At 69.4% G+C, this 19,901-nt stretch carries 15 protein-coding genes and 4 pseudogenes; 15 read left to right on the top strand and 4 right to left on the bottom strand.

Annotated elements, in window-relative coordinates:
* Positions 1-33: 33 nt before the first annotated feature.
* From H1D24_RS42275 to H1D24_RS11415, 10 genes and pseudogenes are all read left to right on the top strand, one after another.
* Positions 34-175, top strand: a pseudogene (locus H1D24_RS42275) (sphingosine kinase); the annotation flags it as partial.
* A 317-nt stretch (positions 176-492) separates the two neighbouring features.
* Positions 493-689: pseudogene (locus tag H1D24_RS42270) on the top strand (IS3-like element ISRhosp5 family transposase); the annotation flags it as partial.
* Between the two features lie 71 nt (positions 690-760).
* A complete protein-coding gene (locus H1D24_RS11450) occupies positions 761-1,651 on the top strand; it encodes a diacylglycerol kinase (protein ID WP_181657327.1) in 891 nt (296 codons plus the stop codon).
* Between the two features lie 91 nt (positions 1,652-1,742).
* Positions 1,743-2,200, top strand: a pseudogene (locus H1D24_RS11445) (DEAD/DEAH box helicase); the annotation flags it as partial.
* A 295-nt stretch (positions 2,201-2,495) separates the two neighbouring features.
* The gene (locus H1D24_RS11440; protein ID WP_258563990.1) at positions 2,496-2,873 is read left to right on the top strand and encodes a hypothetical protein; all 378 of its coding nucleotides are present in this window, start codon (positions 2,496-2,498) and stop codon (positions 2,871-2,873) included.
* Between the two features lie 61 nt (positions 2,874-2,934).
* Positions 2,935-4,218, top strand: coding sequence for a DUF7224 domain-containing protein (locus tag H1D24_RS11435; RefSeq protein ID WP_181657326.1), 1,284 nt, complete (start codon positions 2,935-2,937; stop codon positions 4,216-4,218).
* Between the two features lie 2 nt (positions 4,219-4,220).
* Positions 4,221-4,808 (top strand): hypothetical protein, encoded by a 588-nt coding sequence (locus tag H1D24_RS11430; protein WP_181657325.1) that lies wholly within the window; start codon positions 4,221-4,223, stop codon positions 4,806-4,808.
* Entirely contained in the window at positions 4,805-5,554 is a 750-nt protein-coding gene (locus H1D24_RS11425) for an ATP-binding cassette domain-containing protein (protein ID WP_181657324.1), read from the top strand. The genes H1D24_RS11430 and H1D24_RS11425 overlap by 4 nt, the downstream gene beginning before the upstream one ends.
* A gap of 36 nt (positions 5,555-5,590) precedes the next feature.
* Positions 5,591-5,826 (top strand): annotated as a pseudogene (locus H1D24_RS11420) (sphingosine kinase); the annotation flags it as partial.
* Positions 5,827-5,957: 131 nt separating this feature from the next.
* On the top strand, positions 5,958-8,771 hold the full coding sequence (locus H1D24_RS11415) for a DEAD/DEAH box helicase (protein WP_181657323.1): 2,814 nt from the start codon (positions 5,958-5,960) through the stop codon (positions 8,769-8,771).
* Between the two features lie 72 nt (positions 8,772-8,843).
* Here H1D24_RS11415 and atzF read toward each other — a convergent pair whose 3' ends face one another.
* From atzF to H1D24_RS11395, 4 genes are all read right to left on the bottom strand, one after another.
* Positions 8,844-10,514 carry an allophanate hydrolase gene (atzF, locus tag H1D24_RS11410; RefSeq protein WP_181657322.1) on the bottom strand — a complete coding sequence of 557 codons (1,671 nt, stop codon included), beginning with the start codon at positions 10,512-10,514 and terminating at the stop codon, positions 8,844-8,846.
* A 141-nt stretch (positions 10,515-10,655) separates the two neighbouring features.
* Positions 10,656-14,222, bottom strand: a complete 3,567-nt coding sequence (gene uca, locus H1D24_RS11405) for an urea carboxylase (protein WP_181657321.1) — start codon at positions 14,220-14,222, stop codon at positions 10,656-10,658.
* Entirely contained in the window at positions 14,219-14,887 is a 669-nt protein-coding gene (locus tag H1D24_RS11400) for an urea amidolyase associated protein UAAP2 (RefSeq protein ID WP_258563988.1), read from the bottom strand. The genes uca and H1D24_RS11400 overlap by 4 nt, the downstream gene beginning before the upstream one ends.
* Positions 14,884-15,708 carry an urea amidolyase associated protein UAAP1 gene (locus H1D24_RS11395; protein ID WP_181657320.1) on the bottom strand — a complete coding sequence of 275 codons (825 nt, stop codon included), beginning with the start codon at positions 15,706-15,708 and terminating at the stop codon, positions 14,884-14,886. Before H1D24_RS11395 ends, H1D24_RS11400 begins: the two co-directional genes overlap by 4 nt.
* 177 nt (positions 15,709-15,885) lie before the next feature.
* Between H1D24_RS11395 and H1D24_RS11390 the strand changes: the two genes are divergently transcribed.
* From H1D24_RS11390 to H1D24_RS11370, 5 genes are all read left to right on the top strand, one after another.
* Positions 15,886-16,518 (top strand): TetR/AcrR family transcriptional regulator, encoded by a 633-nt coding sequence (locus tag H1D24_RS11390; RefSeq protein WP_181657319.1) that lies wholly within the window; start codon positions 15,886-15,888, stop codon positions 16,516-16,518.
* 370 nt (positions 16,519-16,888) lie between these two features.
* Positions 16,889-18,514 carry an ATP-binding protein gene (locus tag H1D24_RS11385; protein WP_181657318.1) on the top strand — a complete coding sequence of 542 codons (1,626 nt, stop codon included), beginning with the start codon at positions 16,889-16,891 and terminating at the stop codon, positions 18,512-18,514.
* Entirely contained in the window at positions 18,511-18,918 is a 408-nt protein-coding gene (locus H1D24_RS11380) for a roadblock/LC7 domain-containing protein (RefSeq protein WP_181657317.1), read from the top strand. Before H1D24_RS11385 ends, H1D24_RS11380 begins: the two co-directional genes overlap by 4 nt.
* The gene (locus H1D24_RS11375; protein ID WP_181657316.1) at positions 18,915-19,289 is read left to right on the top strand and encodes a DUF742 domain-containing protein; all 375 of its coding nucleotides are present in this window, start codon (positions 18,915-18,917) and stop codon (positions 19,287-19,289) included. The genes H1D24_RS11380 and H1D24_RS11375 overlap by 4 nt, the downstream gene beginning before the upstream one ends.
* Positions 19,270-19,884, top strand: a complete 615-nt coding sequence (locus tag H1D24_RS11370; protein WP_181657315.1) for a GTP-binding protein — start codon at positions 19,270-19,272, stop codon at positions 19,882-19,884. The genes H1D24_RS11375 and H1D24_RS11370 overlap by 20 nt, the downstream gene beginning before the upstream one ends.
* Positions 19,885-19,901: the final 17 nt, after the last annotated feature.

The following is a 19,901-nucleotide window of genomic DNA, read 5'->3' as shown; positions in this document are numbered from 1 at the left end:
GTGCCGGACACACGGCGTGACTCCGACGGGTGAGACCTGGCGCTGGAGGCCGTTGCCGAGACGCGGGACGCCGCTCGACCTGATCGCCGTCGGTATGGGCAATGACCTCGCGCGTGCACTGGGGCTGCCGATGCGCGACCCTGCAACCGCGGGCGTGGTCACCGAGGCGCTCAGGCGGAACGGGTGCGACTAGCGACGGTCGTTGAACTCGCTGTTTCCTCACGTAGGTGCGGCCTCACGTGTGGCTTGCGCCGTGTCGCGACGGCACACGCCGCCTACTTCATCGATGCGGAGGGGCCACCGAATCAACCCCGGTGGCTACAGCGTCAGCGTCTTGTGCCGGTCACTGGACATCGATCCATGCCAAGTCCCGCGGCGTCTCTGGCGTCCTGCGCTTCCATGCCGCCCTGCAGCGCCGGGGCCAGAGATCAACTGGAAGAAAGTGGAGCGGATCAGGCGTCGGCGGACATCCGAAGCGAGCGCCGTGGCCTTACGAGACCGGACGCCAAGGCCATTCCCGTTCCGGACCTGATCGGCCGCGACTTCACCGCGAGTACGCCCGGCACGAAGCTCGTCGGCGACATCACCCTGGCCACCGTCATCGATTTGGCGACCCGTGAGGTCGTGGGGGGTACGGCATGGCCGACCATCACCGCGCTGATCTCGTCACCGACGCGCTGAGGATGGCCGCTCGGATCAACGGAAACGACGATGTGACCTGACGGTCCCGCGCGAGAGCGGTACCCGATAAGGTCCCCCGGTGACCAGCGAGATCACCCTCATCATCAACCCCGCCGCGGGACGCGGCCGGGGCGCTCATGCAGCGCAGCCGACCGCTTCTGCTTTGCGCGCGGCCGGTTTTTCGGTACGTACGATCCTCGGCGAGGACGCCGTCGACGCGCTACGCAGAGCGACAGAAGCTGTCGAAGGCGGCACCTCGGCGCTTATAGTCGTCGGGGGCGACGGCATGGCTTCCCTGGCGCTGCAGGCTGTCGCCGGGACGCGGACATCGCTCGGCCTGATCGCCGTCGGCACCGGCAACGACTTCGCGCGCGCCCTGGGGCTGCCGGTGCGCGACCCCGCGGCGGCGGGCAGGATCGTCGCGGAATCGCTCAAGGAAGAGCGGGTGCGCGACATCGACCTTGGGCGGGTCGACGGAACCTGGTTCGGCACCGTGCTCGCCTCCGGCTTCGACTCGCGCGTCAACGACCGGGGTAACCGGATGCGGCTTCCGGCCGGGCGCTTCAAGTACGACCTCGCGATGGTCGCCGAACTCGCCGCGTTCCGGCCCGTGCCGTACAAGATCACGCTGGACGGCGGGGTCGTCCACGAGGTCGAGGCGACCCTCGTGGCCGTCGGGAACGGGTCCTCGTACGGCGGGGGCATGAAGATCTGCGCCGGGGCCGACCTGAGCGATGGTCTCTTCGACATCACGGTGGTGGGGGACTGCAGCCGGAGGACGCTGCTGCGGGTTTTTCCGCAGGTGTACAAGGGCACCCACCTCGACCACCCCAAGGTCACCGTCCATCGGGCCGCCCGGGTCGAGCTCGTGGCCGAGGGGATCACGGGGTATGCGGACGGGGAGCGGCTCGGGGCGTTGCCGCTGGCTGCGGAGTGCGTGGCGGGGGCTGTGCGCATCCTCGGACCATGAATGGTCCGGGCGGGGCGCTGACCAGGGCCTGCGTGACGATACGGTTAATGATCGTCGGTTGTCAGTGGGTCCCGGTAGTCTCGAAAGCACGATGACAGAGCCGAGCGGTACGCGGCTCGTAAGCGTGCTGCCGAGCAGCCCACCGCGCTCGCCTCCTTCCGCGAGATGTACGACTTCGGCCTCGATCCCTACCAGATAGAGGCCTGCCAGGCGCTCGAGGCGGGCAAGGGTGTGCTGGTCGCCGCGCCGACCGGCTCCGGCAAAACGGTCGTCGGCGAGTTCGCCGTGCACCTGGCGCTCCAGCAGGGCAAGAAGTGCTTCTACACGACGCCCATCAAGGCGCTCTCCAACCAGAAGTACACCGACCTGACCAAGCGCTACGGCCCCAGCAAGGTCGGCCTGCTGACCGGCGACAACAGCATCAACTCCGACGCACCGATCGTGGTCATGACCACCGAGGTGCTGCGCAACATGCTGTACTCGGGCTCGCAGACGCTGAGCGGCCTCGGCTACGTGGTGATGGACGAGGTGCACTACCTCTCCGACCGAGACCCGCATCCCCGGGCCCGTGGGCCCGGCGCACCCGCAGCGACACGCGACGATCCTGAACCTCACAACGATGACAAAACGGGATGAACCAATCGCCTCGCAAGTGCGACGTCACCACCGAAGAATCGAGGTCGAGGAGAGCCTTCCCGCCGCCGGATGATCACATGCTAAAGTCGCTCGACTTTTCGATTTTCAGTTCGAGGGGGAGCCCCGGCAATCCGAAAGTCAAGGCAGGGTTTTTTTCCGTGGTAGGAAGTCGTTTGCGTAGAGCCGGTGTCGTTGCCGGGTTGCCGCGGTGTTCACGTTCGCCACCACCGCCAGCGCTTGGGCCAACTGGACCGCCAGCCCTTGGGGAGGGAACGAGGGAACTCTTTCCCAGCAGTGGGTCGACGAGTCGTACAACGAAATCAACTTCACCTACTGCGCAGAGGTGTACGGCAGGACCAGCGTGGATGTGGCGCTTTGGGGGCAGATAAATTGGGGGAGCGACGTGAAGCACGAAACCTCCAGGTTCACCAACTGCTTCAACGGCTCGGGCTACAAGAGCACTGCCACCCAGTCGGGGCTGCCTTACGACAGTTACTACTTCGAAATCGATCAGATCGGTTCGGGGTGCATTTCTTGCGCCGTCACCGTTCAAACGGTCAACGTAGACACCACCCTGGCCGACTGATCCTGCCTGGCCTTCGCGCAGGGTGCGCGGAGGCCAGGCTTTGCTCTCCATACGAGGCCTCATGCGAATCTCCACCTCTCTCCGCACACACCCTGCTGTGCTGGCCATGCCCTTTATCGGCCTCTTCTTCTCCTACATTTTTCTCACGAGCACCCGGCACATCGAGGAGCTCATCGTTCTGCCTTGGGCGGCGCAGGCGGCGTCGTACGCGGTGCATGCCCCCGTCCCGATGGCCGCCGCAGCTGTGGCTGGCCTGAGCGCCGTGGAAGCGACCCGGCTCAGGGCTTTGGGCACCTGGGAGTTGGGTACCGCCAAGCCCACGTGGCGCATCGCACTGCAACCCATCCTTATTACCGTGGTGTCCCTGTCGCTGCTGACTGCTGGAGTCATGGCAGGTGGGCTATGGGTGGTCGGAATCCTTCCCGATCTGTACGCACTGCATCTCATGGGCATCGTGGTGGTCCTGCTCACCGCCCATGCCGTCATCGGATTCGTCATCGGCCGCCGACTTCATGCGCTGTACTCTGCACCACTTGTATCGGTGGTGGTCTTCATAGGCATCAGCTTTCCGCTGGGTACGGACAGCTTCTGGGCGCACCATGTCACCGGGTCAATTGCTTGGGTGGGATTCGGTGAGGCCTACTCGCCGGCCATGACGGCAGCCGCGATTCTGCCCACGGTTTGTCTGGCCCTTGCCTGCGTCGTGCTGGCAGGTCCTCGCCGCGACCATGTCCGCTCTGTCGCCCTGTCTCTCGTCATCGCAGTCAGCGGCCTGCTCGGCGCCTACAGCATTACCATGGACTGGCGTTCGGTTCCCCCGACCTCCAAGGGCTTGGCCCCTGTCACCTGCGAGGGGAACAGGCCCAAGGTCTGTCTGCCGGAAGCCGGCTCCGATCACATCGGTGAAGTTCAGGCCAAACTCAAAGAAATGATGGGCCAGTTGGAGGCCAGGGGCATCATCGCCCAGAAACCCCAACGTATTACCGATATCGCCGTGGCAGACGTTCGACAGATCGATACCGACGGAGAAGGCTGGACACTCGACCTCGTACCGGGCAACGCGAATCAAGCCCTTCGGGAGAACATTGCCATTTCCGTGGTCGGCATGCCCTGCGAGAAACCGAACTGGAACATGCTGCATTACAACACCCTCTGGGCGGCCCAGACCATAGGGGTTGAGAACCATTACATGGCGTGGCTCTCCCGGGAGACTCAAGAGTTCAGCCAAGGCCAAACCAGGGAACAGCTCCTGTCCGAGACAGCCAGAGTGAGCAAGCTGCCCCTGCAGGAGCAGAAGACCTGGTACGCCCAGCAGCTCCGATCCGCCTGCCAGGCGGGTCGCTGAACATGATCTGGTGGCTACGTCAGCGGGGCGCCCTCAGATTGCTACCTGGTGCACTGCTCGCTTTCGTCCTGGGCGTCAGCATGACCGGTGGTGTCGAAGTCGTCTTCCCCTCGTTCATGGGGCACTACGCGATGGTGACGGAGCTCAGCAACTTCGTCTCCCTCATTCCGAGCGTCTCCTTGATCGCCTGCCTCGAAAGGCGGATGCCTTCGGTGGAACGCTCCGCCATCCGCCGAATCGACGCGAGAGACATCATGCTTGTGTCGGGCTTCGCGCTCCTCGTGACAGCAGTGGCTGCGGGAATGTCTCTCCTGGGATCGGAGGCCACGTTGGTGGCCGCGCGGAACAACCTGCTTTTCTGCGGACTCGCCATAGGCGCCTGGCCCCTGATGGGCCACCGCGCGCCCTTGCTCCCCGTCTTCTGGATGATCCAGGCCATGTTCCTCGGCGGCCGGAGCCGCGACGACCCCTACCCCTGGGTGATCGTCACCGAGGCGGCTCACGTCACCCACGCCACCGTGGGGGCCGCCGCCGTCTTCCTGGCCGGGCTTCTCTCCCTCCTCTGCTTCGCACCAAGGACCGACCGATGACTCTGCTGCTCGACCGCGTCACCTTCCGCTACCACCGCTGGGACCGCCCCGTTCTCTCCAGCTTCAGCTACGAAGTCCCCGGCGAAGGCCTGACGATCCTGCTCGGCCCCAACGGAGCGGGCAAGTCGACCACGATGTCCCTCCTAGCCGGCACGGTGGAACCCCTGGCCGGCCGAGTCCTGCTCAAGGACTCAGCCCTCACCTCCGCCAGCCGCGAATACCGCCGCCACGTGGCCTGGCTGCCCCAGCGGGTGCCGACGTCACGGCAGCTGACCGCCCGCGAATACGTGGCATACGTGGCCTGGCTGAAGGGCGAGAACCGCACCAGCGTGTGGGAACGTGCCGGAGCCGTGCTCGACCAGGTGGGCCTCGCCGAGCAGAGCGGCCAGAAGACGGCCAAGCTCTCCGGAGGCCAACTCCGCCGTGTCGGCATCGCCTGCGCCCTCGCCCACGACGCGCGGGTGATCCTCCTCGACGAGCCCACGGCCGGCCTCGACCCGCACCAGCGCACGGTGTTCCGAGACCTGCTGCGGAAGGTCGCTGCCCGGATCCCGGTACTGATGTCCACCCACGACATAGCCGACCTGGCCGACGAGGCGAACACCGTCTCTCTCATGGACCGTGGCCGCATCCTCCACCACGGCGGGACCCAGAGCTTCCTGGATCACGCACGTCCCGACGCCGCTCCGGCCCGCCAGGCCGAGTCCGCGTACTCCGTCCTCATGGGGCTCGAGGGCACCAGCTGATCAGGACCCCTCCGTCTGTCGGTGAGCCATGAACCCGACGGGCTCTTCGACGTCACGGTGGTGGGGGACTGCACCCGCAGGACCCTGCTGCGGGTCTTTCCGCGGGTGTACAAGGGAACGCACCTCGAGCATCCCAAGGTCACCGTGCATCGGGCCGCCCGGGTCGAGCTGCTGGCCGAGGGCGTCACCGGGTACGCGGACGGGAGCCGCTCGGACCGCTGCCGCTCGTCGCCGAGTGCGTGGCGGGGGCCGCCCGCATTCTCGGACCATGACCATCCGCCTCATCGGACCATGACGGTCCACGTCCTCGGACCATGACGGTCCACTCGCTGACCAGCGGTTACGTGACGATACGGTTAATGATCGTCGGTTGTCAGTGGGTCCCGGTAGTCTCGAAAGCACGATGACAGAGGACCTCTCACCGGCCGAGCGGTACGCGGCAGCACGTAAGCGCGCTGCCGAGCAGGCCACCGCGCTCGCCTCCTTCCGCGAGATGTACGACTTCGGCCTCGATCCCTACCAGATAGAGGCCTGCCAGGCGCTCGAGGCGGGCAAGGGCGTGCTGGTCGCCGCGCCGACCGGCTCCGGCAAGACGGTCGTCGGCGAGTTCGCCGTGCACCTCGCGCTCCAGCAGGGCAAGAAGTGCTTCTACACGACGCCCATCAAGGCGCTCTCCAACCAGAAGTACACCGACCTGACCAGGCGCTACGGCCCGGGCAAGGTCGGCCTGCTGACCGGCGACAACAGCATCAACTCCGACGCACCGATCGTGGTCATGACCACCGAGGTGCTGCGCAACATGCTGTACTCGGGCTCGCAGACGCTGAGCGGCCTCGGCTATGTGGTGATGGACGAGGTGCACTACCTCTCCGACCGCTTCCGCGGCGCCGTCTGGGAGGAAGTGATCATCCACCTCCCCGAGTCGGTGACGCTGGTGTCACTGTCGGCGACGGTGTCGAACGCGGAGGAGTTCGGCGACTGGCTCGACACCGTGCGCGGCGACACCGAGGTGATCGTCTCCGAGCACCGGCCCGTGCCCCTGTTCCAGCACGTCCTGGCCGGACGCCGGATGTACGACCTCTTCGAGGAGGGCGAGGGCCACAAGAAGGCCGTCAACCCTGATTTGACGCGTATGGCGCGCATGGAGGACAGCCGCCAGACGTTCGGACGCGACCGGCGCCGCGGCAGGAACAACATGCGCGAGGCCGACCGCGAGCGGGAGCGGCGGCAGAGATCGCGGATCTGGACGCCGGGCCGCCCTGAGGTCATCGAACGGCTCGACGCCGAAGGGCTGCTGCCCGCGATCACCTTCATCTTCAGCCGCGCCGCGTGCGAGGCGGCCGTACAGCAGTGCCTGTACGCGGGGCTGCGGCTCAACGACGAGGAGGCGCGGGCCAAGGTCCGCGAGATCGTCGAGGAGCGCACCGCCTCCATCCCCGGCGAGGACCTGCACGTCCTGGGCTACTACGAGTGGCTGGAGGGCCTCGAGCGCGGCATCGCGGCGCACCACGCGGGCATGCTGCCCACCTTCAAGGAGGTTGTCGAGGAGCTGTTCGTACGCGGCCTGGTGAAGGCCGTGTTCGCCACGGAGACCCTCGCGCTCGGCATCAACATGCCTGCCCGCTCGGTGGTGTTGGAGAAGCTCATCAAGTGGAACGGCGAGCAGCACGCCGACATCACGCCCGGTGAGTACACGCAGTTGACGGGCCGTGCGGGACGCCGCGGCATCGACGTCGAGGGCCACGCCGTGGTGCTGTGGCAGCGCGGCATGAACCCGGAGCAGGTGGCGGGCCTCGCCGGCACGCGTACGTACCCGCTGCGGTCCAGCTTCAAGCCGTCGTACAACATGGCGGTCAACCTGGTCGAGCAGTTCGGCCGGCACACCTCGCGCGAGCTCCTCGAGACGTCGTTCGCGCAGTTCCAGGCCGACAAGTCGGTCGTCGGCATCTCGCGCCAGGTGCAGCGCAACGAGGAGGGCCTGGAGGGCTACAAGGCCTCGATGACCTGCCACCTGGGTGACTTCGAGGAGTACGCGCGCCTGCGCCGCGAACTCAAGGACCGCGAGACGGAGCTGGCCAAGCAGGGCGCCGCGCAGCGGCGGGCCGAGGCGGCGGTCGCGCTGGAGAAGCTCAAGCCGGGTGACGTCATCCACGTCCCGACCGGCAAATTCGCGGGCCTTGCGCTCGTCCTGGACCCGGGCCTGCCCGCCGGGCGGACCAACGGCCACCGCGGCTTCGACCACTACGACGGGCCGCGCCCGCTCGTGCTCACCGCCGAGCGGCAGGTCAAGCGGCTCGCGACGATGGACTTCCCTGTGCCCGTCGAGGCACTGGAGCGGATGCGCATCCCCAAGTCGTTCAACCCGCGCAGCCCGCAGTCCCGCCGCGACCTCGCGTCCGCGCTGCGCACCAAGGCCGGGCACATCGTGCCGGACCGGCATCACAAGAAGCGGTCCGCCGCGGCGGACGACCGGGAAATAGCCCGTCTGCGCACCGAGCTCCGCGCACACCCCTGCCACGGCTGCGACGAGCGTGAGGACCACGCCCGCTGGGCGGAGCGCTACCACCGGCTGATGCGGGACACCAAGCAGCTCGAGCGGCGCATAGAAGGCCGTACGAACACGATCGCGCGGACCTTCGACCGCATCGTCGCCCTGCTCACCGAGCTCGACTACCTGCGGAGCGACGAGGTCACCGAGCACGGCAAGCGGCTCGCACGGCTCTACGGCGAGCTGGACCTGCTGGCGAGCGAATGCCTGCGCGAAGGCGTGTGGGAGGGGCTCAACCCCGCCGAACTGGCCGCCTGCGTCTCCGCGTTGGTCTACGAGGCGCGGGTGGGGGACGACGCGCTCGCCCCCAAGCTCCCGTCGGGGAAGGCCAAGGCGGCGCTCGGCGAGATGGTCCGGATCTGGGGCCGGCTCGACGCCCTGGAGGAGGACTTCCGGATCAACCAGGCGGAGGGCGTCGGCCAGCGCGAGCCCGACCTGGGCTTCGCCTGGGCCGCGTACATGTGGGCCTCCGGCAAGGGCCTCGACGAGGTGCTGAACGAGGCGGAGATGCCCGCCGGCGACTTCGTGCGCTGGTGCAAGCAGGTCATCGACGTACTGGGCCAGATCTCGGCCGCCGCACCCGGCGACGGCTCCACGGTGCCGAAGAACGCGCGCAAGGCGGTGGACGCGTTGTTGCGGGGTGTTGTGGCGTACTCGTCGGTGGGGTGATCGTCGGTGGGGTGGTCGTCGGTGGGGTGACGCTGCGCCCAGGGTCCCACTTCGGCGGAGCCCGGGCTGGGTTCACCCCGCGTCCGGGCCTGACTCCAGGTACCCGCGCCAGCCGCCGTACGCCGTGATGTCCGATGCCCCGTCGAGAGCGCCGGGTTCGCAGAGGAAGCCGGGGACGGAGGTGCCGTCGGCGAGTTCGACGCGGCCCAGGGCCATCGGGCGGGGGAGGGCGGCGAGCAGGCGTCCGAGGCCTTCGGCCGGGAGCTGCCACACCTCCGTCTCGATGGCGGCACCGCCCTCGCCGACGTGCACGAGGCCCGGCTTGGGCGGGGTGGTCCGCAGGGCGTGCAGCCGGTAGACGGGCGCGGTCTTCGTCTTACGTTCCAACTGGGCGCCGAAAGCGAGCAGTTGGGGATTGAGTGGCTGGCCCGACAGGTGTGCGCCGACCACGGCGAGATGCGCGGGAGGTGTGAGCAGCCGCGCGATCTGCGCCAGCGGTTCGTCCGTGAACGCCGGGCCGATCAGCATGACTCCGAACGGCAGGCCGTCCACCTCACCGGCCGGGACGGCGACGGCCGCGAGGTCGAAGAGGTTGGTGGAGTTGGTGAACCGGCCGAGGCGGGCGTTCGCGCCCAGGGGGTCCGCGGCGACGTCCGCGATCGTCGGGTGGCCGGGAGTCGTCGGCAGCAGCAGGGCGTCGGCGTCGCCGAGGGACGCCAGCGCCTTCGTGCGGAGCGCGGCGAGGCGCTCCTGGTCGGCGTAGAGGCGGTGGGCGGGGATGTCGCGGGCGCGGGTGATGATCCCGGCGACGGTGGGGTCGAGGTCGTCCGCTCCCGCGTCGATGGACTTGTCGATAAAGCTCCCCACTGCGGTGTACCGCTCGGCGACGAAGGCGCCCTCGTAGAGCATCGCCGCCGCCGCGGTGAAGGGGGTCAGATCCACGTTCCTCAACTCGGCTCCGGCGGAGGCGAGTTGGGCGGCTGCGGCTTCGTATGCCTCTGCCCAGCCCGGGTCCAGCTCGCCGAGCTGGGCGCGGTCGGGGACGGCGATGCGCCACGGGCCCGGGGTGCGTTGCGGGAGGGGCGGCAGCTCGCGGGCGGAGGGCGACGCCATGTACGAGAGGGCCTGCTCGGCCTCCGGGAGCGTCCGGGCGAAGACGGTGACGCAGTCGAGCGAGGCGCAGGCCGGGACGACGCCGTCCGTGGGGACGAGGCCGCGGGTCGGCTTGAGGCCGACGATGCCGTTGAAGGCCGCGGGGACGCGGCCGGAGCCAGCCGTGTCCGTGCCGAGCGCGACGTCCACGATGCCGAGTGCTACCGCTACGGCTGAGCCCGCGCTGGAGCCGCCGCTGACCCTGGCCGGGTCGTGGGCGTTCCTTACCGCTCCGTAGGGGGAGCGGGTGCCTACCAGGCCCGTGGCGAACTGGTCCAGGTTCGTGGTGCCCAGGACTATCGCGCCTGCTGCGCGGAGGCGGGCCACCGCCGGGGCGTCCGCCGGGGGTTTGTACGCGTAGGAGGGGCAACCTGCCGTCGTTGGGAGGCCCTCGACATCTATGTTGCCCTTCACTGCCAACAGCTTCCCCGCGAGGGGGAGGTGTTCGCCTGCGGCGGCTCGGGCGTCCAGCGCCTCGGCTTCCTGCTCGACCTCTGCCTGGGGGCGGAGGTCGATCCACACCTCCGGGCGGTCTACCGCCTCTATGCGGGCGTAGGCCGCGCGGACCCTGGTCACCGTTGGGGACGGCATCTGTGCTCCTTGTGCTGGGGTGGGTTTGTCGGATGCGGGCCGGTGGGCGGTGTGTGCCCACCCGTTCCGCCCTGGGGGTACCTCCCAGGCCCTTAAGGCACTGGGGGAGGAACGACTGCCCACACACCGCGCGCGCCGTCGTCAGGTCACCGTTGAACTCGCCGGGCCCACGATTACCAGCGCCGTTCCCGCCTCCACCTGGTCTCCCGGCTTCGCCAGCAGGTCCAGGATCACGCCGTCCATGGGGGAGTGCACCCTGGACTCCATCTTCATCGCCTCCAGGGCGAGCAGGGGCTGTCCGGTTGTCACCTCGTCGCCCGGCTTCACGTTCACCTGCCAGACCGACGCGGCGAACTCGGCCTCCACCAGACGGCCGCCCTCGGGGACCGTCACCTCCGTGGGGGCCGCGGCCGGGGCCGATGCCGTCTCCGCGCGCGTGAACTCGCCGGCCGCCTCCCAGGCGTCCCGTTCGGCGGCGAAGGCGGCGCCCTGGCGGGCGCGGAACTCGGCGATCGAACCGGCATTGTCGGAGAGGAACCGCTCGTACTCCGCGAGGGAGAAGACGCCCTCCTCAATCCTTGGTACGAAGCGGCCGGAGGTGATGTCCGCTCGGAGGGAGAGCAGCTCGTCCGCCTCGACCGGGTACCACCTGATGCGGTCGAAGAAGCGCAGCAGCCACGGTGAGCCAGGCTCGAAGGCGCCGCGCTGCTGCCAGCCCGACCACACCTGCGTTGTACGGCCCACGAACTGGTAGCCGCCCGGCCCCTCCATGCCGTAGATGCAGAGGTATGCGCCACCGATGCCGACCGAGTTCTCCGCCGTCCAGGTGCGGGCCGGGTTGTACTTGGTCGTCACGAGGCGGTGGCGCGGGTCCAGCGGGGTGGCCACGGGTGCGCCCAGGTACACGTCTCCCAGGCCCAGCACCAGGTACTCCGCGTCGAAGACCGTCCGGTACACCTCGTCGACCGAGTCCAGGCCGTTGACGCGGCGGATGAACTCGATGTTCCAGGGGCACCAGGGGGCGTCGTCGCGGACGCCCGCCATGTAACGGGCGATGGCCTCGCGGGTCGCCGGGTCGTCCCAGGAGAGGGGGAGATGGACCGTCCGGGACGGGACGACCAGCTGGTCGGCGGGCGGCAGGCCCGACTCGATCTCGCGCACCGCGTCGAGAAGTTCGTGCTGCGGCAGCACGTCCGGATCCGTCTGGATCTGGAGGGAGCGGATGCCGGGCGTGATGTTCGTGATGCCCCGCAGACCGGCAGCGACCACCGCCTCCATCAGCGCGTGCACGCGCATGCGCAGCGCGAGATCCAGTTGCATCGGCCCGAACTCGACGAGCAGGTTGTCGTCGCCGCTGCGGCGGTACGTCACGTCTCCGTGCCTGGCCAGGACGCCGCCGTCCGTGATCTCCGAGCGGTCCGCGACCGGGGCGAGCGCAGGAGTCCGGCGCAGGCGCGCAGCCGCATCCACGGTCACCGGCACGAAGCGCACCACGTCCCCCGGCCGGAGCTGCCCCAGCTTCCAGCGCTGCCCCTTCGCCACCGTCGCCGGGCACACGAAGCCGCCGAGCGAGGGCCCGTCCGGACCGAGCAGCACCGGCATGTCGCCGGTGTAGTCGACGGCTCCGACCGAGTAGGGCGTGTCATGGATGTTGGACGGGTGCAGACCCGCCTCGCCGCCGTCCGTGCGCGCCCAGCGGGGCTTCGGGCCGACAAGTCGTACGCCGGTGCGTGCCGAGTTGAAGTGGACCTTCCAGCCGGCGGCGTAGAAGTCGAGGATGTCGTCCTCGGTGAAGAACTCAGGGGCGGCATGAGGGCCCTCGACGGCGCCGATGTGCCACTCGGACGCGAACGCAGGGCGATCGCCCACCGCAACCGGGGCGCCCGATTCCGTGACCGTGCCGCCGTGCAGCACATCGCCCGTACGCAGCGCCCGGCCGCCGTGCCCGCCGAAGCGGCCCAGCGTGAACGTCGACGCGCTGCCCAGGAAGCCGGGGACGTCCAGGCCACCGCCCGCGAACAGGACATACGTCCGCAGGCCGTGCTCCGTCGGCGCTCCGATCTCCATCAGTGCCCCGCCCGGCACGGTCACCGGCTCCCACTGCGCGACCGGTTCGCCGTCCACGGTCACAGGGGCGGGCGCACCCGTGACGCACACCGTCGTCGGGTGCGTGAACCGCAGGGACGGCCCCTGGAGCGTGCACTCCAGACCGGGCGCGCCCTCCTCGTTGCCGAGCGACCGGTTGCCCAGCCGGAAGGACAGGTCGTCCATCGGACCGCACGGGGGTACACCCACCTGCCAGTAGCCGGTGCGGCCGGGCCAGTCCTGGACGGTGGTCAGCGTGCCGCCGGACACCACCTCGATCCGCGGCGTCGGGTCGCTCACCCCCGCCAGCGTCGCCGTCGAGTGCGAGGCCGACCGGAAGGCGTCATCGGCCAGCGCGGCCCGTACCAGCCCGAGGTTCGTCTCGATGCCGTCGACGCGCGCGGCGTCGAGGGCGGCGTCCAGCTTGGCGAGGGCGTCCGCACGATCGTCGCCGTACGCGATGACCTTGGCGAGCATCGGGTCGTACGAGGCCGTGACCTCCGTGCCCGTCTCGACCCAGCCGTCCACGCGCACGCCCTCGGGGAACGACACGCGCGTGAGCAGGCCGGAGCTCGGCCGGTGCTCGCGCGAGGGGTCCTCGGCGTACACACGGGCCTCGACGGCGTGGCCGCGCGGCGGGCCCGGGTCCTGGACGACACCGGTCTCGCCCTGTGCCAGGCGCAGCATCCAGGCGACGAGATCGACACCGTAGATCTCCTCGGTGACCGGGTGTTCGACCTGGAGGCGCGTGTTGACCTCCAGGAAGTACGCCTCCTCGCGGGCCGCGTCGTAGACGAACTCCACGGTGCCGGCCGAGCGGTAGCCGACGCTTGCACACAAGTGCCTTGCGGCGGCGGCAAGTTGCTCGCGTACGTCGTCGGGCAGGCCCGGCGCCGGGGCCTCCTCCAGGACCTTCTGGTTGCGGCGCTGGAGTGAACAGTCGCGGTCGCCGAAGGTCACGACGCGGCCCTCGCCGTCGCCGAATACCTGCACCTCGACATGGCGGGCGTGCTCGACGAGCCGCTCCAGGAACACTCCGGCGGACGAGAACGAGGCCGCGGCGACCCGCTGCACCCGATCCCACGCGTCGGTCAGCTCGGCGGCCGAGCGGCAGGCCGACATGCCGATGCCGCCACCGCCTCCGGTCGCCTTCAACATCACCGGATAGCCGATGCGCTCGGCCGCCTCCAGGGCCTCCGCGAGATCCGCGAGCAGGCCCGTGCCGGGCGCCAGCGGCACGCCCGCCGCCTCGGCAGCGGCCCGCGCGGTGTGCTTGGCGCCGAACAGCTCCAGCTGCGCGGGCGTCGGCCCGACGAAGGCGATCCCGGCGTCCTCGCAGCGCCGCGCGAACTCGGCGTCCTCGGACAGGAATCCGTACCCGGGATGAATCGCGCCCGCGCCCGAGTCCTTGGCCGCCTTCAGGACGAGGTCCGCGTCGAGATACGACTCCTTGGCGGGCGCGGGACCGAGCCGTACGGCCGCGTCGGCGAGCCGGACGTGGGGCGCGCCGCGGTCCGGGTCGGAGTAGACGGCGACCGTGCGCAGGCCCAGCTCCCTGGCCGTGCGGATGATGCGGACCGCGATCTCGCCGCGGTTGGCGACCAGCAGCGTGTCGAAGCTCATGCGGCGCCCGCCCGGCCCGCCTCGCCCGCTCCGCCGGCGGTCCCCGCCCCACCGGCCGCGGCCGACGGAGCCTCACCGATCGTCATCTCCACGGCCGTCGGCTCGAACCCGTTGCACGGGTTGTTGATCTGCGGGCAGTTGGACACCAGCACGATCACCTCGCGCTCGGCGCGCAGCGTCAGCGTCAGGCCGGGCGCCGAGAGCCCGTCGACGATGCCGAGGGTGCCGTCCTTCTCCACCGGCACGTTCATGTACCAGTTGACGTTGGAGACCAGATCGCGCTTGCCGAGACCGTACTTGTGGCCCTCAGCGAGGAAGTTCTCCACGCACGCGTGCTGGGACCAGGTGTGGTGCCCGTAGCGCAGGGTGTTGGACTCCTTGGAGCAGGCGCCGCCGACCGTGTCGTGCCGGCCGACCTCGTCGTCCACCACCGTCATCAGCGGGGTGTGCTCGTTCGACATCAGCACGCTGCCCGTGGTCAGGAAGATGTTGCCCTGGGCGTGGATCGTGTCCGGTGCGCTGTAGCGCACGCTCGTGTCCCGGGCGTCGTAGACGAGGAAGTCCACGGCCTGGTTGCCGTGCAGATCGGTGATGGTGAGCGTCTCGCCCGGGGCGAGCACGGCCGACCAGGCGGACCGGGCCGGGACAACGGTGCTGTGGGTCATACGATCCCCCTCGCGGCAAGGAATTCGGCGGTGTTGAGGAAGGCGCGGCGGCCCTCGGGTGTCGACTCCCACAGCGGGTCGCCGGGCTGCGTCGGGCCGGCCCGCCAGGCGAGCACCTCCAACGGGGTGCTGGTGTACGTCTCGCGCGGGTCGGCCGGGTGGGGCACGTTTGCGATCAGCACGGTGACGTCCTGCTCGGTGCGGAGCGTCACGCTCGTGCCGGGGCCCGCGGACCCGGTGAAGTCGAGCGCGCCGTCCTCGCGTACCTCCACGCCCTGGAAGAAGGACAGCGACGGCGGCAGGTCCCGCGCGGACAGGCCGTTCTTCGCGGCGGCCAGCTTGAACAGCTCGCGGCCCGCGGGGGAGGCCGACTGCGGCGCCCCGTCCCCGTAGCGCTCGGTGTTCCGTACGAGCGTGGAGGTGCCGCACAGGGCGTCGTGGCGCCCTGAGGTGTCCGCGGTGATCGACGCGAGGACACGGCCCTGGTCCGACAGGAGCAGCTGTCCCTCCCCGAGGTAGGCGTTCCACTGGACCTTGACCGTGTCGGCCACGTTCAGCCGCTCCCACGGCCGGTCCGCCGCATACAGCAGGAGGTGGGCGCAGGCGTCGCCCGCCAGGTCCGTCAGGCGCAGCTCGGTGCCGCGGGCCAGCACCCGGTGGGTGTAGTTTCCGCCCGCCACCGTCTCCGCCCACACCAGATGGCCGGCCTCGCAGGGCGGTGCGGGCCAGGCGCTCGCGGGCACGACGGGCATGGCGTCGGCGTGGGTGCCCTCCTGGGCGCGGGCATGGTCGCGGGCTCCGTAAGTGGTCGCTGTCGCCATCGCGGGACCTTCCGGCTCGGCCTGTGTGCTTTCGTCGCGCGACTGTGTTTCTGTCGCGCGACAGAAATTACGAGTGGTCGGCGTCGCGGCGATTGCCCGACTGTTGCGCCGCGGTTACCGATCCCTCACCTCGACCGCCCGTTCTGGGTCGTACGGCGGTGTGCGACGATCGGGACCATGGGCACCACGGGAGGATCACGGGCACGGGTCGGCAGGCCCCGCGCCGCTCAGCGGCCCGACAGCGGGCTGTCCGCGCGCGACGAACTCCTCGCCGCCGCAGCCGAGTTGTTCACCACCCGGGGATACGCCGCCACGACCACCCGCGCCGTCGCCGAGCGCGCGGGCATGCGCCAGGCGACCATGTACCACTACGTGTCCGGCAAGGAGGACCTCCTCGCCGAGCTTCTCGAGTCCACCGTCACGCCCTCGCTGACCTTCGCCCGCCGCCTCCTCGCGGACGACGCGGCCCCCGCCGAGCGCCGGCTGTGGGAACTGTGCCGCTCCGACGTGGAGCTGCTGTGCGGGGGGCCGCACAACCTCGGCGGTCTCTACCTCCTCCCCGAAGTGCGGTCCGAACGGTTCGCCGGATTCCATGCAGTACGGGCCGAACTCAAGGACACCTACCGCCAGTTGCTGGCCGCCACGGCCGTCGGGAAGACCCTCGGAAAGAGTGAGCTCTCACTCCGCACCGACCTCCTCTTCGGGTTGATCGAAGGCGTCATCCTGATCCACCGCTCCGATCCCGAACGGCCCGTGTCGGCCTTCGCCGAGGCGACTGCGGACGCCGCGCTGCGCATCGCCGGAGTCTGACCGCCCGCGGGGCCAGGGTGCCTCATGTGCCCCGTAGCCTGCAGAAACGGTCCGCCTTCACCTCCTGAGGGTGCGTAATTCGCATACCGCCCCACGATTACCGCACGTGTTCGAATGGCTGCCCAGCGTGCAAATGGGCCAGAGTGTATTCCCGCGCGGCATGGCATTTCAGGTGCTTGCGGAATATGACATGGCGATGATCCGGTCGGACTAAGCTCGCCCACAGCGCACCGAGTTGCGGCGTATTCGTGCGCTTGTTCCCAAAGATTCCTGGTAGTTCGAATGTTCCCCCCACGGGTCTCCTAATCCGCCGCAACTCACGGCAAGTACGTACAGACCACTCTGAACCGACCGTTTTTAGAGGGCATACATGGTGAGTGTTCAATCGCCTCCCGGTGGCCGAGAAGTCCCCTACGCACGCGCGCTGTTGCTGCCCGCCATACTCATGGCCGCCGCGACCGGGGCCGCCGTCGCCGCCGTGCCGGAACCGGCCCGGATGGCCGTCGGCTGGTGCGGCGGCATCGCCGCTCTCATGGTGCTCGCGGTCGCCATCGAGGCGGTACGCCGAGGCCGTACCGTCAAACGGCTGCACCGGCAGTACACGGACCGGCTCGCGTACCTCGAGCGGCGTGTCGCCGTGTACGACGCCCAGACCGAACACCTGGGTGAGCAGCTCCTGCCGGACACGCTCTACCGGATGCGGCAGGGCGAGTCCCCCGCCGAGGCGATGCGCGTCGTCATCGACCAGGACCCCGACTACCGGGACCTTCCCCAGGCGCAGCGCAAGCTGCTGCGCGCAGTGCTCGAGATCCTGGACCGCGGCGATGCGATGCGCGACGCGTCAGCGAACGCCTTCGTCCACATCGCACGCCGAGTCCAGGCCATCGTCCACCAGCAGTCCGTCGAGCTCCGCGAGATGGAGGAGGACCACGGGCGCGCACCCGAGGTCTTCGACGACCTGCTGCGCCTCGACCACGGCACCGCGCTCATCGGCCGGCTCGCCGACAGTGTCGCGGTGCTCGGCGGTTCCCGCCCCGGCCGTCAGTGGCCCAAGCCGGTCCCGCTGTACAGCGTCCTGCGGGGCGCGATGTCCCGCATCCTCGACTACCACCGCATCGACCTGGACTCGATCGCCAAGGTCTCCGTCGAAGGCATCTCCGTCGAACCCGTCATCCATGCCTGCGCCGAACTGCTCGACAACGCCACGCGTTACTCGCCGCCGCAGACCCGGGTGCACGTGACCGCCGTCGAGGTGCAGACCGGCATCGCCGTCGAGATCGAGGACGGCGGCGTCAGCCTCACCGAGGATGGCAGGAAGCGGGCCGAGACCATGCTCGCCGAGGCTCAGGAGGGCGTGGACCTCAACAGCCTCAGCGACACCCCGCGGCTCGGCCTGGCCGTCGTCGGCCGCCTCTGTGCGATGTACGGCATGCAGGTCTCCCTGCGGCAGTCCGCGTACGGCGGCGTACGCGCGGTGCTGATCGTCCCGCGCAACATGCTGACCGGCGCGCCCGCACCGGCCCTCGCGCACGGCATCGGCGCATCCGCCGTGCCTCGGGTGGACAACGACGGCAATCCCATCCAAGAGCTCGAGCGCGCGCCGAAGAAGCGCCGCCCGACCTCGGGTCCGCCGACTCCTCTCTCCGCCCTGGAAGACGACATCCCCGTCGTCACCGAGTGGACGGCCACCGGCCTGCCGCAGCGCCGCAGCCGGGTCAAGACGCCGCTGAGCGAGCGGTACGCCGAGGCCCGCGCCGCCAAGGAACGGGAGGCCGAAGCAGCACGGGCCGCCGAGGCCAAAGCCACCATCCCCGGCCAGCGGCAGGCACCGGCGCCGCGCGAGCCGGAGAAAGAGGAGCCCGCGCCCGGTCTGTGGGTCGAGGCGTTCATGAACGGCCTCAAGGGCGGCGGTGACCAGCAAGGCACGCCCGGTGCCATCGAGTCGAAGGCCCGGGCAGATGACGACACCACCGAGGACGAGGGGGACCTCAAGTGATTCAGCAACGGGCCAATTTCGACTGGATGCTCAAGGAACTGGCCGACGGCGTAGGGGGGATCCGGCAGATCGTGGTCCTCTCCGCGGACGGACTGCGCATCGCCCGCCACGGCGGTGACCCGGACGCCGCCGACCGGCTCGCGGCGGCCTGCGCCGGTCTGCAGAGCCTGGCCGGTGCCGTGGCCACCGAAATCCCCGACAGCGACGGCCAGATGCGCATGGTCATCATCGAAGTCCGAGGAGGCTTCTTCTACATGATGGCCGCGGGGGCCAACGCGTACCTGGCGGTGCTCGCGAGCGAGATCGTGGACGCGGGGCTCCTGAGCAGCCGCATGCGCGACCTCGTTGTCCGTATCGGGGCTCATCTGACCAGTCCGCCGCGGCGCGACGGGCAGGCCGTATGACTCCTCCGCAACGCGAACGACGCGCACACCAGCCGGGCGAGGAGCAGGACCCGGGGCGGCTCTATGTGATCACAGGCGGCACCGACGGAAGCCAGCGGGCACCACTCGACCTGGTGGCACTGATCGTCGCACGGTCGGAACCGCCGCCCACCGCCCCGCCGGAGCAGACCGCACTGCTGCGGCTGTGCAGGACGCCGCTGTCCGTCGCCGAGATCTCGGCCTATCTCGGCCTGCCCTTCAGCGTGGTCACCGTGCTGCTGACCGAGCTCCTGGCGGCCGACCTCGTGGAGTCCCGCGCTCCGGTCGTCCGCTCCGAACTCCCCGAACGTTCCCTCCTCGAAGCGGTGATGCATGGACTTCAAAAACTCTGACACGATCGCGGGCCCACGCGCCGAGGACCATCTGCCGGACACGGCCACGACCGCGGTGAAGGTCGTGATCGTCGGTGGATTCGGGGTCGGCAAGACCACGATGGTGGGTTCGGTCAGTGAGATCCGGCCGCTCACCACCGAGGAGACGATGACCCAGGCCGGCATCGGAGTCGATGACAACTACGGCTCGGAGACGAAGACGGCCACCACCGTCGCCATGGACTTCGGCCGCATCAGCCTCACGGACGAGCTGGTGCTCTATCTCTTCGGCACGCCCGGCCAGGAGCGGTTCTGGTTCCTCTGGAACGGCCTCTTCGAGGGCGCTCTGGGCGCCGTCGTGCTCGTCGACACACGGCGTCTGGAGGTCAGTTTCGACGTGATGGGGCGCCTGGAAGAGCGTGGCGTGCCCTTCGTGGTCGCGATCAACGACTTCCCCGACGCGCCCAGCTATCCGACGGCCGACCTGCGGACCGCGCTGGACCTCCCCCCGGAGGTGCCCATGGTCAGGTGCGACGCCCGCCGCAGGGCCTCGAGCCGCGACGTCCTGATGACCCTGATGCGCTACCTGCACTCCCTGACCATGTCCCGCGCATGACCTGAATCCCTACCGAT

This window comes from Streptomyces himalayensis subsp. himalayensis (assembly GCF_013778455.1).
GTDB classification, from domain to species: Bacteria; Actinomycetota; Actinomycetes; order Streptomycetales; family Streptomycetaceae; genus Streptomyces; species Streptomyces himalayensis.
Note: the sequence above shows the minus strand (reverse complement) of the source record. Positions and strands in the feature narration are given on the sequence as shown.

Coding starts and splice junctions, on each gene's coding strand:
- H1D24_RS11435 (WP_181657326.1), top strand. CDS start 2,935: ATGCGAATCTCCACCTCTCTCCGCACACACCCTGCTGTGCTGGCCATG.
- H1D24_RS11390 (WP_181657319.1), top strand. CDS start 15,886: ATGGGCACCACGGGAGGATCACGGGCACGGGTCGGCAGGCCCCGCGCC.
- atzF (WP_181657322.1), bottom strand. CDS start 10,514: ATGCCGTCCCCAACGGTGACCAGGGTCCGCGCGGCCTACGCCCGCATA.
- uca (WP_181657321.1), bottom strand. CDS start 14,222: ATGAGCTTCGACACGCTGCTGGTCGCCAACCGCGGCGAGATCGCGGTC.
- H1D24_RS11370 (WP_181657315.1), top strand. CDS start 19,270: ATGGACTTCAAAAACTCTGACACGATCGCGGGCCCACGCGCCGAGGAC.
- H1D24_RS11430 (WP_181657325.1), top strand. CDS start 4,221: ATGATCTGGTGGCTACGTCAGCGGGGCGCCCTCAGATTGCTACCTGGT.
- H1D24_RS11400 (WP_258563988.1), bottom strand. CDS start 14,887: ATGACCCACAGCACCGTTGTCCCGGCCCGGTCCGCCTGGTCGGCCGTG.
- H1D24_RS11425 (WP_181657324.1), top strand. CDS start 4,805: ATGACTCTGCTGCTCGACCGCGTCACCTTCCGCTACCACCGCTGGGAC.
- H1D24_RS11395 (WP_181657320.1), bottom strand. CDS start 15,708: ATGGCGACAGCGACCACTTACGGAGCCCGCGACCATGCCCGCGCCCAG.
- H1D24_RS11375 (WP_181657316.1), top strand. CDS start 18,915: ATGACTCCTCCGCAACGCGAACGACGCGCACACCAGCCGGGCGAGGAG.
- H1D24_RS11385 (WP_181657318.1), top strand. CDS start 16,889: ATGGTGAGTGTTCAATCGCCTCCCGGTGGCCGAGAAGTCCCCTACGCA.
- H1D24_RS11415 (WP_181657323.1), top strand. CDS start 5,958: ATGACAGAGGACCTCTCACCGGCCGAGCGGTACGCGGCAGCACGTAAG.